This window comes from Gilliamella sp. ESL0443 (genome assembly GCF_019469165.1).
Taxonomy (GTDB): Bacteria; Pseudomonadota; Gammaproteobacteria; order Enterobacterales; family Orbaceae; genus Gilliamella; species Gilliamella apicola_E.
The window spans coordinates 2,316,909-2,334,192 of record NZ_CP048263.1 but is presented as its reverse complement, the minus strand read 5'-3'; the positions used below and the strand labels follow the sequence as shown (position 1 = coordinate 2,334,192).

The following is a 17,284-nucleotide window of genomic DNA, read 5'->3' as shown; positions in this document are numbered from 1 at the left end:
ATGTATGCGAATTAATTATAACACTTTAGCTTTGGGCTTCCGATAACTTTTATCTTATTGTAGTAATAACATCTTCCATCAAATTTGAATATGCACAAATCGCATAATGGTATATAAAATTGATATTTCCTTATTTATCGATAATCGCTTTTAATTAGATTTAATAAAAATATAGGTAAGGAATCATTATGGGATTGATCGCGCCTCATGCTAGTGACAGTTTACAACCTTTACAGGTTAATGACGATGAACGGCTAGCCCTGCAACAATATGCAAAAAATTTACCAGCAATTACCTTATCCAGTCGTGAAACTGGAGATTTAGTCATGTTAGGCATCGGGGGTTTTACACCTCTGTATGGCTTTATGCGAGAAGAGGACTGGCGTAGCGTTTGCGATAATATGCATTTAGCGAACGGGGTTTTTTGGCCAATTCCCATAACTGTATCGGTGACCGATGCTCAAGCTGAAACCCTAAAATTAGGTGATGAAATCGCTTTAAAAACATCAGATGGGCAGATAATCGGTATTTTGAATGTGGATAGTATTTATCGCCCAGATAAACAATATGAAGCTAATCAGGTGTTTACAACGACAGATCCAAGTCATCCTGGTGTTGCAATGCTGATGGCTCAACCACCGGTTAATTTAGGTGGTAAAGTCCGAGTTTTGCACGATAATGGCTTTAAAGCACAGTTTGGTCAATATGCTTTAACGCCACAACAGACACGGGAACGCTTTAATCAATTAGGTTGGAAAAAAATAGCGGCCTTTCAAACTCGTAATCCAATGCATCGTTCACACGAATATTTAGTTAAAACCGTGTTAGAACTTTTTGATGGTGTGCTTATCCATTCATTATTTGGTAACTTAAAACCCGGCGATGTACCGGTCAACATTCGTCTTAAAGCAATTAATAGTTTAATTCATAATTACTTTGTGCCAGATTCCGTTATTCATTCCGGTTACCCTTTAGATATGCGCTATGCTGGGCCGAAAGAGGCGTTACTACATGCTCTTTTTAGACAAAATTATGGTTGTAGTCATCTTATCGTCGGCCGCGATCATGCTGGGGTTAGGGATTTTTACTCACCGTTTGCTGCGCAAGAGATCTTTAGCCATTTGCAAGACAACGATTTACTCATTAAGCCAATTAAGATTGACTGGACATTTTATTGCCACAAATGTGACGGTATGGCATCAACGAAAACCTGTCCACACGATAGTGCTGATCGCGTTCTTATTTCTGGCACGGAGGTCAGACGGCGTTTACAAGCCAAAGAACCAATACCAGAAACATTTAGTCGGCCAGAAGTCGTTGCTGAGTTATATCAATGGGTTGATAAGTAATCAGCTAAATAGTTAATCATCCATAAATCAATAAAGGGAAAAGCCATGCTAGATTTAACTAAAGTTAACCAAAAATTGCAAAATCAGTCACCGTTAACCATTATTGAATGGGCACTGAAAAAACAACAAGATATTCCCGTTAAAAGTATTATCAGTACCCATTTTGGCCCTTATGAGGCAGTACTTTTGCACCTTGTTACCCAAATCGATCCGAATATTAAGGTTGTTTGGGTTGATAACGGCTATGCCACCAATGCAACTTATCGCGTAGCCAATGAAATTACTAAGCAACTTAATCTTAATCTGCATATTTTTGTCCCACAAAGGACGACTGCTTATTTAAATGTGCGATATGGCGGGCTACCTGAACTTGATACGCCGGAACATACCGAGTTTACACAAATTGTTAAAATTGAACCGTTTAACCGTGCTTTGTCTACGCTTAAACCCACATTGTGGTTTACTGCACTACGCCGTGAACAATCTGCGCTAAGGCAAGAACTCAATATTGTAACAAAAGCAGGGGACAATTTATTTAAGATCGCCCCAATACTCGATTGGACGAGTCAAGATATGCAGAATTATATCGAAAAACATAATTTACCTAACGAAATGGACTACGTCGATCCAACTAAAGGACCACAAGGTAGAGAGTGCGGTTTACATAAAATAACTTTTTGATTTTTTATAAATAAACAACATTAGACTTTACTGGCAAAAGGTAAGTGAATCTAAGTTGGTTGGATTTACCATAGCACGTTAAGGTTACGAGCCAATAGCAATTTAACGATAGCTAAACGCTATCAGATAAGGTCATCGTATGAGTACACAACAATTTCCTTTTAATTGTGATGAATTAAAAAAAATTATTGAAAATTACAACGATAAGCAGCTAGCTTGGTTATCGGGTTATTTATGGGGACGGGCGGAAAAAAGTTCCGTCGAACAAGTTTTACCGAGTACCACTCCCCCCTCCAATATGACTCAAGCGGAGCAAAAAGTCACAATCATATCGGCATCACAAACCGGTAATGCCCGCCGAGTAGCTAACGAGTTAAGTCAGGATATTGAACGTTTGGGTATTGCGGTGACTCATCTGCCGGCAGGAGAATATAAAGCTAAAAAACTCAGTCAGGAAGAGATTTTAATATTGGTGACCTCAACCCAAGGTGAGGGCGAGCCACCGGAAGAGGCGTTGTCACTCTATAAATATCTGTTTGCCGCTAAAGCGCCTAAATTAACTCATTTACAGTTTGCGGTTTTTGGCTTAGGTGACGCTTCTTATCCAAAATTTTGTCAAGCCGCTAAAGACTTTGATCAACGATTCGCTGAATTAGATGCTCAGCGCCTGCTAGTACGTGTAGATGCTGATACAGATTTTCAAACCATAAGTACCTCTTGGCGACAGGCAGTGATTGATAAACTTAGTCAATTACAACTATCAAACACACAATCGCCAACAGAAAATTCAACCAGTATAGCCGTTAACAGTAGCCTTTATCACCGCGATAATCCATTTATTGCCGCAGTTAACGTTAATCAAAAAATCACCTCACGCGATTCAGATCGTGATATTCGTCATATTGAGCTTGACCTGTCCGATTCGGATCTTCATTATCAGCCTGGTGATGCGGTAGGTGTTTGGTATCAAAATAGTAATGAACTTGTGGAGGAGTTACTAAGTATCACCCAGCTTGCAGGTGAAATGCCAGTTGAACATCATGGACAACAGATCGCTTTAAAAACGGTTCTGACTGAATATGTTGAATTGACTCAAAATACGCCGATCATTATTGAAAAATACGCTCAAGCCGTTCAACATCCCGAACTTCTTACCTTAATTGGCGATCGAGAAGCCTTATTGGAAATGAGTCAAACATTACCACTGGTTGATATGCTTAACCGCTATCGCGGCAAGATAGCGGCACAGGTCTTCGTTGGATTGCTTCGGCCTCTTACTCCGCGTTTCTATTCCATTGCTTCTGCGCAAGATGAAGTTGGCTCAGAAGTTCATCTTACCGTAAATGTAGTACGTTATCAGGTCGACGATAAGATCCGTATGGGCGGCGCATCTGGATTCTTAGCAAATCAAATTGCTGATCAAGATCAAGTCAAAATTTTTATTGAGCATAATGATAATTTTCGATTACCTGATGATACTCATGCACCAATCATTATGATTGCTGCCGGTACGGGCATTGCCCCCTTTCGGGCGTTCTTACAACAGCGTGCGAGTCAAGGTGCTACCGGTAAGAATTGGTTATTCTTTGGCAATCCACATTTTATATCCGATTTTCTCTATCAAGTGGAATGGCAGAGCTATGTTAAAGAAGGTCTGTTAACTCGCATCGATCTTGCTTGGTCACGAGATCAAGCTGAGAAAATCTATGTACAAGATAAATTAATTGCTCAAGCCAGTGATATTTGGCAATGGCTACAAGAAGGTGCCTTTATCTATGTTTGTGGGGATGCTAAACGTATGGCAAAAGCGGTTGATTTAGCGCTTCAACAAATTTTGATGACTCAAGCACAATATCGTCAAGAACAAGCTATCAGTTATTTGGATGAATTAAGAAGTCAAAAGCGCTATCAACGAGATGTTTACTAATGATAAACAGATACAACAACTAATATTAATTTATCGAGTGATGTAATATGAGCAAATCTAAAACAGTTACCCTGACTCAAACAGTCAATTTAACACCGCCACAAAATGATGTCTCTGATCTGCCTTTATCGGATTCTGAACGATTTAAGCGAGAAAGTAATTATTTACGAGGCACTATCGTTGATGATCTTAATAACGGTTTAACGGGTGGCTTTAACAGCGATAATTCTCAGCTAATTCGCTTACATGGCATGTATCAGCAAGATGATCGCGATATTCGTAAAGAACGCACAGAACAAAAACTCGAGCCACTGATCTCCATGATGTTACGTTGCCGCCTGCCTGGTGGTATCATCACCCCGAAACAGTGGCTGACTATCGATAAATTTGCTACTGAAGCAACAAAATATGGCAGTATTCGACTCACGACTCGACAAACTTTCCAATTTCACGGACTGTTTAAACGCAGCCTTAAGTCTGCTCATCAGCTGTTGCATAAGATAGGGCTAGATTCGATCGCCACTGCCGGTGATGTGAATCGTAACGTTTTATGTACTTCAAATCCTGTGGAATCAAAAGTTCATCAACAAGCTTATCATTGGGCAAGCAAAATCTCAGAACATCTTTTACCGAAAACCCGTGCTTACGTTGAAATATGGCTGGATGGTGAAAAGCTTTCTACACCCGATAGTGAGCCAATTTTAAGTTCGACTTATTTACCGCGTAAATTTAAAACTGCCGTTGTCATCCCCCCGATTAATGATGTGGATGTTCATGCTAATGATCTTAGCTTTGTGGCAATAGCAGAAAAAGGCGAACTAATTGGTTTTAATGTATTAGTTGGTGGTGGTTTGGCAATGACGCATGGTGATAAAACAACTTACCCACGCAAAGCCGATGATTTTGGTTTTATTCCTGTCGAAAAAGTACTGACTTTTGCTGAGGCCGTTGTGACCACTCAACGTGATTGGGGTAACCGCAATAATCGAAAAAATGCCAAAACTAAATATACGCTTGAACGTGTTGGCGTGGAAAACTTCAAAAAAGAGGTTGAACTACGTGCCGGAAGTAAATTTCTAAGTAGTAAACCTTATAACTTTAGTCGACGAGGTGATCAATTTGGTTGGTATAAAGGTATTGATGATAACTGGCATTTAACGCTATTTATTGAAAATGGTCGGTTACTTGATTATCCCAATAAACCATTAAAAACCGGCGTTGCAGAAATTGCCAAAATTCATCAAGGTGATCTGCGTATAACCGCCAATCAAAACTTAATTATAGCTAACGTGCCAGAGGAACAAAAAGCAGCCATTGAACAAATTGCACGTCAATATGGTTTGCTTGACGATACTGTCACATTACAACGTAAATATTCCATGGCCTGTGTGTCTTTCCCAACTTGCCCACTAGCTATGGCTGAAGCAGAACGGTTTTTACCGACGTTTGTAACTAAAATAGAACAGATGTTAACTCAGCATCACTTATCCGATGATTATATTATTTTGCGTGTAACCGGTTGTCCTAACGGTTGCGCCAGAGCCATGTTGGCGGAAGTGGGCATGGTGGGTAAAGCACCTGGTCGCTACAATTTATATCTTGGCGGTAATCGAGAAGGCACGCGAATTCCTCGCTTATATAAAGAAAACGTGAATGTAGAGGAGATTTTATTAGCACTCGAACCACTTATTGCCGCATGGTCCATTCATCGCAATAAAGAAGAAGGATTTGGTGATTTTGTTATTCGTCATGAGATTGTGAAACCGGTACTCAATTCAGCGATCGATTTTTATCAAGAGGCGAATTGAGATAAGTATAAAAGTTGTTGATTGATAATTTTAAACTATGTTTATTGACTGTAGGCATATATAGCCATAATTCATATGGTTATTACTTTATCATATTTGTCTTTTTTATACGTTCTTTTATACTGAAATTACTTATCAAAGTACATAATTTTACTAATAAAATTACGAATAAGCATAATTTATAAATTAGACAAAATGCTTATAACCAGTTTCATCATATTGCTTATGTTTGCTGGCGGTCTGAAATTTTTTAAATAATTCACTTTTTAGTTATTAATTATATACAGCAACTTACACATAAATAATACAACTATATAACGGGAATAAAGTAATTTTTACTAGGAAGATCGTCATGAATATACAACAATTAAGGATTATTCACGAAGCTGCGCGTTGTAATTATAATTTAACCGAAGTCGCAAATTCTTTATACACATCTCAGTCTGGTGTAAGCCGACATATCAAAGAGCTAGAAGAAGAGCTGAATATTGATCTTTTTATTCGTCAAGGTAAACGGCTGATTAATATGACTGAACCCGGTTTAGAATTGGTGGTTATTGCCGAGCGAATTTTAAATGAAATTAATAATATTAAGCGGTTATCAACCATTTTTTCTAATACTGATGAAGGTTCATTAGTGATAGCGACCACCCACTCTCAGGCCCGTTATATTCTCCCAAATATTATAAAATCTTTTAGAATGCTTTTTCCTAAAGTTCATATCATTATCAATCAGGGATCATCTAGTGAAATTATCTCTCAGCTTCTTTCTGGCGAAGCGGATATTGGTATTGATAATGAAAGAGTAGATAACAATTCACTTGCTATTTACCCTTTTTATCGTTGGCATTACTCTATAGTTACTCCTAAAGATCATCCTTTGACTAAAGTCGATAAAGTGACGTTAGATATGTTACAAACATTACCTATCATCACTTATCGTCAAGGAATATTTCCTCGTAAAAGTATTGATAAAGCCTTTTCGGCTATTGGATTGACACCCAATATCTCGCTCAATGTTCAGGAGCCTGATGTTATTAAAACTTATGTTGAGTTAGGTTTAGGGATTGGTATTTTAGGTAATAAAATGTATAACCCTGATCATGATATCAATTTAGTTGAATTGGATGCGAAACATCTGTTTGAATCACATGTTACATGGCTAGGATTAAAACGACATAAATTACAACGTAATTATATTTGGCGCTTTATTCAATTATGCAATCAAGAGTTGTCACTGGAAGATATCAAAAGTCATGCATTAATTGAGCAAACTCATTCCAAAATACTTGATTATCAGATTTAATTTATAGGAATCATTCTCCTTAAATCATAAACTCTAATAGTTCATCTTGCATAAAAATATTAACGAGTGCAGGTTGCCAGTAGACAGTATCACCAATTTCAACTTGCTGTTGTTCATATTGTCGATAGCTAATAGATACATCAATATGCTTTGGTTGTCCGGCTACAGCAATTTCCAGAAAGACGGTTGGACCAGCAGTATGTATACGTACAACTTCTCCTTGGATATCATTTTTTCGGGCAATTTTAGCAATACTGATTTCGTGAGGTCGAACATAAGCGATAGCAGACTGATCAGGCCAGGTACCTTGTTCCTTCATATCTTTGTGAAAATCACCAATGATTAATGTATTATTTTCAATATAACCATATAAAAGGTTAACATCCCCTAGAAAATGCGCAACAAAGGCGGTTTTTGGTTGCTTATAGACTTCGGCAGGGGTACCTATTTGCTCTATGTGACCTTGATTCATTAAAATTATTCTATCAGCAACTTCCAGTGCTTCTTCTTGATCATGGGTAACAAAGATGCTGGTAACATTGAGTTCATGATGAAAATCACGCAACCAACGCCTTAAATCTTTACGGACTTTAGCATCTAAAGCACTAAATGGTTCATCAAGCAACAACACATTAGGTTTCGAAGCCAACGCACGCGCTAACGCAACTCGCTGACGCTGACCACCCGACAGTTGGTCTGGATAACGTTTGGCAAAATGGTCAAGTTGCACTAATTCGAGTAATTGATTAACGCGTTCATCAATTGCTGTTTTATTTAATCGTACAGATCTTGGTTTCATTTTTAGTCCAAATGCCACATTTTCAGCTACATTCATATGCCGAAATAACGCATAATTTTGAAAGACAAAACCAATATCTCGTTGCTTGGCGCTCAGCTTAGTTACTTCCCTATCAGCAAAATAGATTTGCCCTGAACTGGCTGTTTCTAAACCCGCTATAATGCGCAGTAAAGTTGTTTTTCCACAACCAGATGGGCCTAATAGTGCAACTAATTCACCTTGTTTTATGCTGAAATTGATATTTTCTAAGACATTAACGTGTTCAAAACTTTTATTGATATTGTGTAGTGTAATACTCATATCTACCTCTTAGTTCCCGTAATGACATTCATTGGCTAAGCGCCTTTCAATCCATTGACGAATCAAGAGTAACGCAAGCGACATCATTAATAGCAAAATAGCGACACTAAATGCGGCAACAATATTGTATTCATTGTATAAAATCTCAACATGAAGCGGTAAGGTATTGGTGTAACCACGAATATGCCCAGAAACAACCGATACCGCGCCAAATTCACCGAGTGAGCGAGCGGTGCAAAGAACAACACCATGCATTAAGGCCCATTTAATATTGGGTAAAGTAATGTGGAAAAAAATTTGCCAGCCATTTGCACCAAGGACGCTGGCGGCCTCTTCTTCATGAATGCCTTGTAATGCCATTATCGGAATGAGTTCTCTTGCCACAAAAGGAACGGATACAAAAATCGTTGCTAAGATAATTCCTGGAATCGCATAGACAATTTGAATATTCCACGCCTGCAAAAACGGATACAACGCACTTTGTGCGCCAAATAGCAATACATAGATTAAACCTGCAACAATGGGGGAAATCGAGAACGGTAAATCAATTAATGTGACTAATATTTGTTTGCCTTTGAACTGATATTTAGTTATGACCCAAGCTGCACATACACCAAATATCACATTTAATGGTACCGCTACACCAACGGCAATCAGTGTTAATTTAAAAGCGGATAAGGTATCTGGCTCAATAATCACTTGCCAAAATGCATTTACACCATTAGCTAGCCCTTGCGCAAGCACCACAACTAGCGGCAACAACAAAAGTCCGAAAAACAGTATTACCGCCAATAAGATTAGCAATAGCTGTAAACGGGTTACTCTCTTTTTTTCTGTTATTGATTGTAATATCGGCATAATCTTATATTAATGGTTTTTATTAATCTTACGGTTAAGTTTTCGCTGTAAACTGTTCATAATTAATAACAATACAAAAGCAATCAGTAACATCGTTACGCCAATCGCGGCAGCGGCATCATAAGCATATTGGTCAAGTTTTGAGACAATTAATAACGGTAATATTTCGGTCTTAAATGGAATATTACCGGCAATAAAGACCACTGAACCATATTCGCCAATAGCACGAGCAAAAGCGAGGGTAAACCCCGTTAGCCAAGCAGGTAAAATGGCAGGTAAAATAATATGCATAAAAATTTGCCTAGGCGATGCACCAAGTAAACTCGCCGCTTCTTCTTGTTCACGTGGTAAATCAGCCATAACCGGTTGTAAAGTGCGCACAACAAAAGGCAATGTAACAAATAACAGCGCTAAGGTAATGCCAATGGGGGTATAAGCAATTTTAAAACTGAACCATTGCCCAATTGGCCCATTTTTGGCATAAATTGCGGTTAACGCAATGCCAGCAACGGCTGTTGGTAAAGCAAACGGGATATCAATACAGATATCCATTATCTTACGTCCTGGAAATCGATAACGCACCAGTACCCAAGCCAATAATAAACCAATAAAGCTGTTTAAACCGGCGCTGATAAATGCCGTACTTAATGAAAGAGTTAATGCCAATAAAAACTGTTTGCTGACTAATAACCGATGCCACTCCTCAAAAGACAGCTTTGTTGAATAAAGAAACAAACCTAATAACGGAATAAGCACAATCAAACTAAGAAAGGTTAAAGTATAACCTAACGTTAAGTTAAAACCTGGGATGATCCGTTGTTGTTTAATGCTTGCAACTTTCATAACATTCACCTTTATACCGCAAAGCTAAGTGAGCACACACATAACATCGCCAGAATAAGTAGTAATTAGTTTATCTCAGCATAAATTGCATCAAAGATGGCCCCATCACTAAAAAATTTTTTTTGCACTGTTTGCCATCCACCAAAATCGTTATCAACCGTAACTAACTTAATAGTAGGAAACTGATCAGCATATTGTTTAAGGACATCAGGATTAACAGGACGGTAAAAATGCTTGGCAATGATGTGTTGTGCCGGATCGCTATATAAGTATTCCAAATAAGCTTGCGCTTGCTTACGTGTACCTTTGCTATCAACAACTTTATCGACTAAAGCCACAGTCGGCTCAGCTAAAATGGATAATGAGGGCATAATAATTTCTAATTGATCGCCACCTTGCTCTCTTAACGCCAAATAAGCCTCATTTTCCCAAGAAATTAAAACATCACCTAAGCCTCGCTGTACAAAGCTAATGGTTGCGCCTCTGGCACCAGTGTCTAAAACCGGAACATGTTGATATAATTTGGTGACAAAATCTTGAGCTTGTTCATCGTTACCATAGGTACTTTTAGCATAAGCCCAAGCCGCCAAAAAATTCCAACGAGCCCCACCCGAGGTTTTGGGATTGGGTGTTATTACCTCAACATCATCTTTTATGAGATCACCCCAATCATAAATCTGTTTTGGATTACCTTTACGCACTAAAAAGACAATAGTTGAATGGTAAGGCGCACTATTATTTGGCAACCTAGCTTGCCAATCAGGTGATATGTTAGTTTGATAACGGTTTAACGCATCAATATCACTCGCTAAAGCAAGCGTAACCACATCGGCCTGCAAACCATCAATGACTGAACGTGCCTGTTTACCAGACCCACCATGCGAATTATTTATCGTCAACCGTTCACCGGTTTGCTGCTGCCAATGCTCGATAAAAGCCTGATTATATGCTTTATAAAGCTCTCGCGTGGGATCATAAGAAACATTGAGTAATTCAATTGCTTGCGCTTGATGCATAAAAGTGCAAATTGCCAATAAGATTAAGCTGATCCCATGCCTATATAATTTTTGAAAAAAAGGTAAATTTTTCACTCGACACCTCACGCTACGCTACTAATGTATTGGATTAGTAATGATAAAAATATGAAATAATTAGACCAAATTATGGTGAGATGCGAAAACGATTATTTTGCATTTAGTTATAACAAAAATAGATATATAGGTGTTGGGGTAGATTTTTATAGCATTAGCACTCAAATCATGAATTAAATAGATTTAACTATTTCTGAACAAAAAATTTGGGGATCACAAGATAAAACATATTTATAAACTAATACTCAATATTCCTAAAGAAATTAAATAATAGTTTTGATAACATCTGTAACATAAAGGAACCTTTAATTATTATAAAAAAAGATTCTAGTGTTAACATTTATTGAAAAGTCACGGTATCCAAATATGAAACAATAGGCAAATCTGCCTCAGCCCACGCAAGGCCTCCCAACTCATCATTTTTCAACCAACGAATCTCATGATGTTCTAAACATTGTGGTTGTTCATTTATAAGTCCACAAACAAAAGCGTCAATTTTTACTGAGCCAAAATCATAGTTATGAACAGTCGTTAATAAATGCTTTTTGACCGTTATTCTACAACCCAGTTCCTCTTTAATTTCACGTATCAGTGCATCTTCCAATTTTTCATCAGGTTCAACCTTGCCGCCAGGAAATTCCCATTTATAGGCTAGATATTTTGTGTTACCACGTTGAGCACAAAGGTATTTCCCTTCACTAATAATCACGGCTGCAACAACATGAATTAATTCAGTCATTTTTTGCGGCCTCTTTTGCTCTCAACTTTGCTATCGCTTTTAATTTAGAAATATCGTTATTATCTTTAACAAAATGCATTTTACGATGACAGTTTGGACATAATGCAACTGTATTTTCTATTGAATCCTCACCACCTTCAGACAACCAAATAATATGATGACATTCTAAATAAGGAATATTTTCTCTGGTGAAAAAAGGAGCTGCATTTTCACATAGATCACATTTCCCCTCAGCTAGGCGTTTTATAAACTCAGCTAACTCAGCACTTCTTATATATTGAGGCGTAACAATGTCTCGTTTACCTGGTTTTTTATTTTGCTTTATTATTTTATTGAGTAATTTATCTACTTTGTACTTATGGACTTGTTCTTCTTGTGCTTTTTTATAATCAATAAAAACACTATTGGGCAACTTATTATCAATAAGTTTTAATGGAAAAACCCAAACTTTACGTAATAATTGATTAGCATCGTATTGCTGTGTTTGATAGGGAGAAGCTGCTTTAATTAAACGTCCTGAATATGTATATTCTTTGTCCTTAAACACTTCAAAGTAATGTACACTAATGCCATTAAAGTCAATCTCATTAAGTGTTTTATTTTGCATAAATTCCAAACTTTGATCACCTCTTTGCCCCATTCCAGTATAATGTAGTACATCATCATCCCAAACATCAGAATAAACTGACTCTACATGATTTGTAATTAGAACTAGAGTATGAGTGGTATTAGATTTTCGCATTCCACCTTGTGGACTACATTTAAAAATATCACATAATTGTTGGTTATTTAAAACTGCACCAGGTGTTAATTGTTTAATTTTATTGTCAACTGGATTCATCATATGCATTTCCTAAACGCTTATCTCAATCGCCCCAGAGGCATATTAGAATTGTGATACTTACACTGTGGTCTTAAACGTTTTAATAAATTAAGCAATGGTTGCTCAATCTCAGTTTTATAATTAAATGAACGCGTATGATCATGTTTATGTTTTGATAATACATACAAAAAAGGCTCATGTTGTGCTCGTTGTTCACCTTTTTTCCAAATGATGATATCGATGATTTTATGTTGTAATTGTTTGATACCCATTATTTTCATTAACCTAATGTAAAAATCGGGACATTATTACAAATATAGGAATATTTTTGTGATCTAGCTCACAAAAATTTGAAACACACTGAAAAAAATAATTTTATTATAGAGAAAATGAGAGTATTTACTTCCAAATCGTATTTAATAAAAAGTCAGCAATCGCTGGCTTTATTATTTGGATACTAAATTAGATTACAAGTTTTTTTAATTCCATATTATTCTTACATAACGTTTATATAACGTGTCGAAAAATTATTATTTCTTGAAAAAACATATTTATAAATTTTTCAATTTTTGACATTTTTTTATTTGCTGGAGTTTCAGATACAAAAAAACCAGCTTTCGCTGGTGTTCCTTTTTCGTAATTGGTGCCCGGACGCGGAATCGAACCACGGACACGGGGATTTTCAATCCCCTGCTCTACCGACTGAGCTATCCGGGCAACAATGGAGGTGTATTAAACACGATTCCCGATTATCAGTCAATCCCTTTTGTAAGATATTTTGAAAAATATATGTCGTTTGGTTGAAATTTAACTAGTTATTACTATATTAGTAACTTATTATGACATAATATCACTCTATACTTAGAGGAATTTTATATGCGAGTCTTTGGATTTATTGTTTTTTTTATTTATGCTTATTTGGAACTCAGCTTTTTTATAAAAGTTGCTGATTCAATAGGTGTTTTTCTTGCTTTAATTGGCATTATTGCCACTTCGATTATTGGGTTTTCTTTAATTAAAAAGCAGGGTTTAAATAACCTAAGTATTATGCAACAAAAAATCGCTAATAATCAAAGCCCTAAAGATGAAATTATTAAGAGTGTGTCCTTACTCTTTGCGGGTTTTTTATTGCTAATTCCTGGTTTTTTAACTGATATGCTTGGCGGGATTTTGTTAATTCCACGCGTTCAAGATTATATTGTTCGCTTTATTGTTAAAAAATTTCCTTTCAAAGTTCGATCATTTTCTTCTAGCAACAATGCGCAACTTAATGATGTAATTGAGGGTGAATTTGAGCGTAAAGATGACTAATAATTAATCAATTAAAAAATTTTTTAATGTTATTCTCTTGAAGAATTTAAAACAAACCCCATTTAATGTTCACTATATTATATAGATCATAATTTTATGATTTATTGTTAATAATTATTTAATTTATATTAGTGCTAGGAGATAACTAATGAAAATTCGTCCATTGCATGATCGTGTGATCATTAAACGCAAAGAAGTAGAGTCAAAATCAGCTGGCGGTATTGTTTTAACAGGCTCAGCTGCGGGTAAATCAACACGTGGTGAAGTTTTAGCTGTTGGTAATGGTCGCATTTTAGAAAATGGTCAAATTCAACCACTCGATGTTAAAGTTGGTGATATCGTAATTTTCAATGAAGGATATGGCGTTAAAACAGAAAAAATTGATAACGAAGAAGTGCTTATCTTATCTGAAAGCGATATTTTAGCCATTGTTCAAGCGTAATTGGCAAATAATTTAATTTATAGACAGAATTTAGGAGAAATACAAAATGGCAGCTAAAGATGTAAAATTTGGTAATGACGCTCGCGTTAAAATGCTTAAAGGCGTCAATGTATTAGCTGATGCAGTTAAAGTAACTTTAGGTCCAAAAGGACGTAACGTAGTATTAGATAAATCATTCGGTGCACCAACTATTACTAAAGATGGTGTGTCAGTTGCTCGTGAAATCGAATTAGAAGATAAATTCGAAAACATGGGTGCACAAATGGTTAAAGAAGTGGCTTCAAAAGCAAACGATGCCGCTGGTGACGGTACAACTACCGCAACAGTACTTGCTCAAGCTATTGTTAATGAAGGTTTAAAAGCGGTTGCTGCGGGTATGAATCCAATGGATTTAAAACGTGGTATCGATAAAGCAGTTGTTGCAGCAGTTGAAGAGCTTAAAAAATTATCTTCACCATGTGCTGATTCTAAAGCGATTGCTCAAGTAGGTACAATCTCTGCTAACTCAGATGAAACTGTTGGTACTTTAATTGCTCAAGCAATGGAAAAAGTGGGTAAAGAAGGTGTTATCACTGTTGAAGATGGTACTGGTTTACAAGACGAGCTTGATGTTGTTGAAGGTATGCAATTTGATCGTGGTTATTTATCACCATATTTCATCAATAAACCAGAAACAGCTACTGTTGAATTAGATAGCCCATATATTTTATTAGCGGATAAAAAAATCTCTAACATCCGTGAATTATTACCAGTATTAGAAGCAGTTGCTAAAGCAGGTAAATCACTATTAATCATTGCTGAAGATGTTGAAGGCGAAGCATTAGCAACTTTAGTTGTGAACACTATGCGTGGTATTGTTAAAGTTGCCGCAGTTAAAGCACCTGGCTTTGGTGACCGTCGTAAAGCAATGTTACAAGATATCGCTATTTTAACAGCCGGTACGGTAATTTCAGAAGAAATTGGTTTAGAGCTTGAAAAAGCAACTTTAGAAGATCTAGGTCAAGCTAAACGTGTTGTTATCAATAAAGACAATACCACTATCATTGATGGTGTTGGTGAAGAGTCTTTAATCAGTGCACGTGTTGAACAAATTCGTAAACAAATCGAAGAATCAACTTCTGATTACGATAAAGAAAAACTTCAAGAACGTGTAGCTAAATTAGCTGGTGGTGTTGCTGTGATTAAAGTTGGTGCAGCAACTGAAGTTGAAATGAAAGAGAAAAAAGCACGTGTTGAAGATGCATTACATGCAACTCGTGCAGCAGTTGAAGAAGGTGTGGTTGCCGGTGGTGGTGTTGCGTTAGTTCGTGCTGCATCTGCAATTTTAGACCTTAAAGGTGCAAACGAAGATCAAAACGTTGGTATTAAAGTTGCCCTTCGTGCAATGGAAGCGCCATTACGTCAAATCGTGACTAACTGTGGTGAAGAAGCATCAGTTGTTGTTAACGCAGTTAAAGGTGGTAAAGGTAACTATGGTTACAATGCTTCAACTGAAGAGTACGGCGATATGATCGCAATGGGTATCTTAGATCCAACTAAAGTAACTCGTAGCGCATTACAATATGCTGCATCTGTTGCTGGTCTTATGATCACAACTGAATGTATGGTTACTGATCTACCTAAAGATGATAAAGCTGATTTAGGTGCTGCTGCAGGTATGGGCGGCATGGGTGGAATGGGCGGAATGATGTAATTCTGCTGTTTCTCCTAATAAAAACCACTCCGTTATGTGAGTGGTTTTTTTATACCTAGCGATTGATTATATAAAATATTCAAAATTAACTTGTTAAGTGCTGGTAAAGTGTTATTGAACCAATGATGATAAGAACTATACCGCCAATAAATGATGCTTTTTTCCCAATTAAACAACCAATTTTTTTACCTAGCAATAACCCAAGGGTAACCATAATACAAGTCGCTAACCCGATCATTGTTGATGCGAAGTAGATATTGACACTAGCGAGGGCTAATCCAACACCAATTGCAAAAGCATCAATACTAGTTGAAATAGCCGTAAGGACTAATATTAGAAATGATTTTGAGGAGAGGGGTTTTTGGTCGTCATTTTCATCGTTTTCTTCTTTAAAACTATGATAAATCATATTAAGACCTAACAAAAGCATGACGGCAAAAATGATCCAATGATCCCAGTTTTCAATATATTGAAGTGCAATATAGCCAATAAACCAGCCTAGTATAGGGGTAATAGCTTCGATAAAGCCAAATAAAACGCCTACTTTTAATGCACCGAAAAAGGGTGTTGATTTAAGCGAAACGCCACGACAAACCGCTACCGCAAATGCATCAGTCGACATGGCTAATGCTAATAATAAAATAGCCCAAAAACTCATGATATTTACTCTTGCTTCTAATGATTTTTATTTTAATTTTTATAATTTATTTTTTTGATATTAAAAATAGATAGTTAGCTATCTTTTTATCGCCTTTGTTTTTATAAAATTCTGCTGTTTTTATTACATTATTTCGGCGGTTTGAATCATATTCAAAAAGTTGTTTGAACATAAGATCTGCCGTTTTTGTATCTCCATTTTGAATCGCACAATAACCATATTGCTCGTAGGTATCGGCTTTCCAGCGGTGTCGATCAAATTCTAGGCTTTTGCTAAATTGTTCTTTGGCTTCTTGATAACGATTCCTGCCACATAAAAAGGAGCCATAATGGACATGAAATAAGCCATTACCAGGTTGCATTAATGTAATACGTTTGTAGATCATTTCTGCTTCATTATATTCACCAACATGCTGATCAAACATTGCCATTGCCAGCATCACTTGTGGATTATTGGGGGAATATTGAGCGGCTAATTTTAGATTATAATGTGCAGCTTTAACATTATCCTCGGATTCATTGGCTTTAGCTAAGTAGCCTAACCCCAATCGCATTCTAGCGAGTGCCGCTGCTTCAGGATCAAATTCTTCACGAGCATTTGTTTGACAGCCAGCTAGTATTAACATACTAATTAATGCAATTAATACGCCTTTCATC

General features: G+C 36.8%; 17 protein-coding genes and 1 tRNA gene. 8 read left to right on the top strand and 10 right to left on the bottom strand.

Features of this window, described 5'->3' with window-relative positions:
* Positions 1-188 precede the first annotated feature (188 nt).
* The 5 genes from sat to GYM76_RS10660 all read left to right on the top strand — a co-directional run bounded on the left by sat (position 189) and on the right by GYM76_RS10660 (position 7,071).
* The gene (gene sat, locus GYM76_RS10680) at positions 189-1,349 is read left to right on the top strand and encodes a sulfate adenylyltransferase (protein WP_220225444.1); all 1,161 of its coding nucleotides are present in this window, start codon (positions 189-191) and stop codon (positions 1,347-1,349) included.
* Positions 1,350-1,394: 45 nt separating this feature from the next.
* Positions 1,395-2,030: a phosphoadenosine phosphosulfate reductase family protein gene (locus GYM76_RS10675; RefSeq protein ID WP_065562758.1), complete on the top strand. Its 636-nt coding sequence runs from the start codon at positions 1,395-1,397 to the stop codon at positions 2,028-2,030.
* Positions 2,031-2,169: 139 nt separating this feature from the next.
* The gene (locus GYM76_RS10670) at positions 2,170-3,957 is read left to right on the top strand and encodes an assimilatory sulfite reductase (NADPH) flavoprotein subunit (protein WP_220225443.1); all 1,788 of its coding nucleotides are present in this window, start codon (positions 2,170-2,172) and stop codon (positions 3,955-3,957) included.
* Between the two features lie 47 nt (positions 3,958-4,004).
* Positions 4,005-5,765, top strand: a complete 1,761-nt coding sequence (gene cysI, locus GYM76_RS10665; RefSeq protein ID WP_220218385.1) for an assimilatory sulfite reductase (NADPH) hemoprotein subunit — start codon at positions 4,005-4,007, stop codon at positions 5,763-5,765.
* A 352-nt stretch (positions 5,766-6,117) separates the two neighbouring features.
* Positions 6,118-7,071, top strand: coding sequence for a LysR substrate-binding domain-containing protein (locus GYM76_RS10660; RefSeq protein ID WP_065733648.1), 954 nt, complete (start codon positions 6,118-6,120; stop codon positions 7,069-7,071).
* 19 nt (positions 7,072-7,090) lie between these two features.
* Here GYM76_RS10660 and GYM76_RS10655 read toward each other — a convergent pair whose 3' ends face one another.
* The 8 genes from GYM76_RS10655 to GYM76_RS10620 form a co-directional block, all read right to left on the bottom strand.
* Positions 7,091-8,170 (bottom strand): sulfate/molybdate ABC transporter ATP-binding protein, encoded by a 1,080-nt coding sequence (locus GYM76_RS10655; protein ID WP_220225442.1) that lies wholly within the window; start codon positions 8,168-8,170, stop codon positions 7,091-7,093.
* Positions 8,171-8,179: 9 nt separating this feature from the next.
* On the bottom strand, positions 8,180-9,028 hold the full coding sequence (gene cysW / locus GYM76_RS10650) for a sulfate ABC transporter permease subunit CysW (protein ID WP_220225441.1): 849 nt from the start codon (positions 9,026-9,028) through the stop codon (positions 8,180-8,182).
* 9 nt (positions 9,029-9,037) lie between these two features.
* Entirely contained in the window at positions 9,038-9,856 is an 819-nt protein-coding gene (gene cysT, locus GYM76_RS10645; RefSeq protein WP_370632644.1) for a sulfate ABC transporter permease subunit CysT, read from the bottom strand.
* Between the two features lie 80 nt (positions 9,857-9,936).
* The gene (locus GYM76_RS10640) at positions 9,937-10,920 is read right to left on the bottom strand and encodes a sulfate ABC transporter substrate-binding protein (protein ID WP_255561418.1); all 984 of its coding nucleotides are present in this window, start codon (positions 10,918-10,920) and stop codon (positions 9,937-9,939) included.
* 382 nt (positions 10,921-11,302) lie between these two features.
* Positions 11,303-11,701 carry a (deoxy)nucleoside triphosphate pyrophosphohydrolase gene (locus tag GYM76_RS10635; protein ID WP_220225439.1) on the bottom strand — a complete coding sequence of 133 codons (399 nt, stop codon included), beginning with the start codon at positions 11,699-11,701 and terminating at the stop codon, positions 11,303-11,305.
* Positions 11,694-12,545 carry an HNH endonuclease signature motif containing protein gene (locus GYM76_RS10630; RefSeq protein ID WP_220225438.1) on the bottom strand — a complete coding sequence of 284 codons (852 nt, stop codon included), beginning with the start codon at positions 12,543-12,545 and terminating at the stop codon, positions 11,694-11,696. The genes GYM76_RS10635 and GYM76_RS10630 overlap by 8 nt, the downstream gene beginning before the upstream one ends.
* A 17-nt stretch (positions 12,546-12,562) precedes the next feature.
* Positions 12,563-12,796 carry a hypothetical protein gene (locus GYM76_RS10625; RefSeq protein WP_220225437.1) on the bottom strand — a complete coding sequence of 78 codons (234 nt, stop codon included), beginning with the start codon at positions 12,794-12,796 and terminating at the stop codon, positions 12,563-12,565.
* 369 nt (positions 12,797-13,165) lie between these two features.
* Positions 13,166-13,241, bottom strand: a tRNA-Phe gene (locus GYM76_RS10620).
* A gap of 159 nt (positions 13,242-13,400) precedes the next feature.
* On the opposite strand from GYM76_RS10620, the gene GYM76_RS10615 reads away from it, so the two are divergent.
* The 3 genes from GYM76_RS10615 to groL all read left to right on the top strand — a co-directional run bounded on the left by GYM76_RS10615 (position 13,401) and on the right by groL (position 15,970).
* Positions 13,401-13,835, top strand: a complete 435-nt coding sequence (locus tag GYM76_RS10615) for an FxsA family protein (RefSeq protein WP_065562752.1) — start codon at positions 13,401-13,403, stop codon at positions 13,833-13,835.
* 148 nt (positions 13,836-13,983) lie between these two features.
* The gene (locus tag GYM76_RS10610) at positions 13,984-14,277 is read left to right on the top strand and encodes a co-chaperone GroES (protein WP_220225436.1); all 294 of its coding nucleotides are present in this window, start codon (positions 13,984-13,986) and stop codon (positions 14,275-14,277) included.
* Positions 14,278-14,323: 46 nt separating this feature from the next.
* A complete protein-coding gene (gene groL / locus GYM76_RS10605) occupies positions 14,324-15,970 on the top strand; it encodes a chaperonin GroEL (protein WP_065562751.1) in 1,647 nt (548 codons plus the stop codon).
* An 85-nt stretch (positions 15,971-16,055) separates the two neighbouring features.
* Here the strand turns inward: groL and GYM76_RS10600 are convergent, their stop codons facing one another.
* On the bottom strand, positions 16,056-16,628 hold the full coding sequence (locus GYM76_RS10600) for a manganese efflux pump MntP family protein (RefSeq protein WP_065562750.1): 573 nt from the start codon (positions 16,626-16,628) through the stop codon (positions 16,056-16,058).
* 46 nt (positions 16,629-16,674) lie between these two features.
* The gene (locus GYM76_RS10595) at positions 16,675-17,283 is read right to left on the bottom strand and encodes a hypothetical protein (protein WP_220225435.1); all 609 of its coding nucleotides are present in this window, start codon (positions 17,281-17,283) and stop codon (positions 16,675-16,677) included.
* Between the last annotated feature and the right edge of the window lies 1 nt (position 17,284).

Excerpts from the sequence above, each read along its gene's own strand:
- sat (WP_220225444.1), top strand. The coding sequence starts at position 189 with ATGGGATTGATCGCGCCTCATGCTAGTGACAGTTTACAACCTTTACAG.
- cysW (WP_220225441.1), bottom strand. The coding sequence starts at position 9,028 with ATGCCGATATTACAATCAATAACAGAAAAAAAGAGAGTAACCCGTTTA.
- GYM76_RS10630 (WP_220225438.1), bottom strand. The coding sequence starts at position 12,545 with ATGATGAATCCAGTTGACAATAAAATTAAACAATTAACACCTGGTGCA.
- GYM76_RS10660 (WP_065733648.1), top strand. The coding sequence starts at position 6,118 with ATGAATATACAACAATTAAGGATTATTCACGAAGCTGCGCGTTGTAAT.
- groL (WP_065562751.1), top strand. The coding sequence starts at position 14,324 with ATGGCAGCTAAAGATGTAAAATTTGGTAATGACGCTCGCGTTAAAATG.
- GYM76_RS10670 (WP_220225443.1), top strand. The coding sequence starts at position 2,170 with ATGAGTACACAACAATTTCCTTTTAATTGTGATGAATTAAAAAAAATT.
- GYM76_RS10595 (WP_220225435.1), bottom strand. The coding sequence starts at position 17,283 with ATGAAAGGCGTATTAATTGCATTAATTAGTATGTTAATACTAGCTGGC.
- GYM76_RS10610 (WP_220225436.1), top strand. The coding sequence starts at position 13,984 with ATGAAAATTCGTCCATTGCATGATCGTGTGATCATTAAACGCAAAGAA.
- GYM76_RS10675 (WP_065562758.1), top strand. The coding sequence starts at position 1,395 with ATGCTAGATTTAACTAAAGTTAACCAAAAATTGCAAAATCAGTCACCG.
- GYM76_RS10615 (WP_065562752.1), top strand. The coding sequence starts at position 13,401 with ATGCGAGTCTTTGGATTTATTGTTTTTTTTATTTATGCTTATTTGGAA.
- GYM76_RS10655 (WP_220225442.1), bottom strand. The coding sequence starts at position 8,170 with ATGAGTATTACACTACACAATATCAATAAAAGTTTTGAACACGTTAAT.
- GYM76_RS10635 (WP_220225439.1), bottom strand. The coding sequence starts at position 11,701 with ATGACTGAATTAATTCATGTTGTTGCAGCCGTGATTATTAGTGAAGGG.
- GYM76_RS10625 (WP_220225437.1), bottom strand. The coding sequence starts at position 12,796 with ATGGGTATCAAACAATTACAACATAAAATCATCGATATCATCATTTGG.
- cysI (WP_220218385.1), top strand. The coding sequence starts at position 4,005 with ATGAGCAAATCTAAAACAGTTACCCTGACTCAAACAGTCAATTTAACA.
- GYM76_RS10600 (WP_065562750.1), bottom strand. The coding sequence starts at position 16,628 with ATGAGTTTTTGGGCTATTTTATTATTAGCATTAGCCATGTCGACTGAT.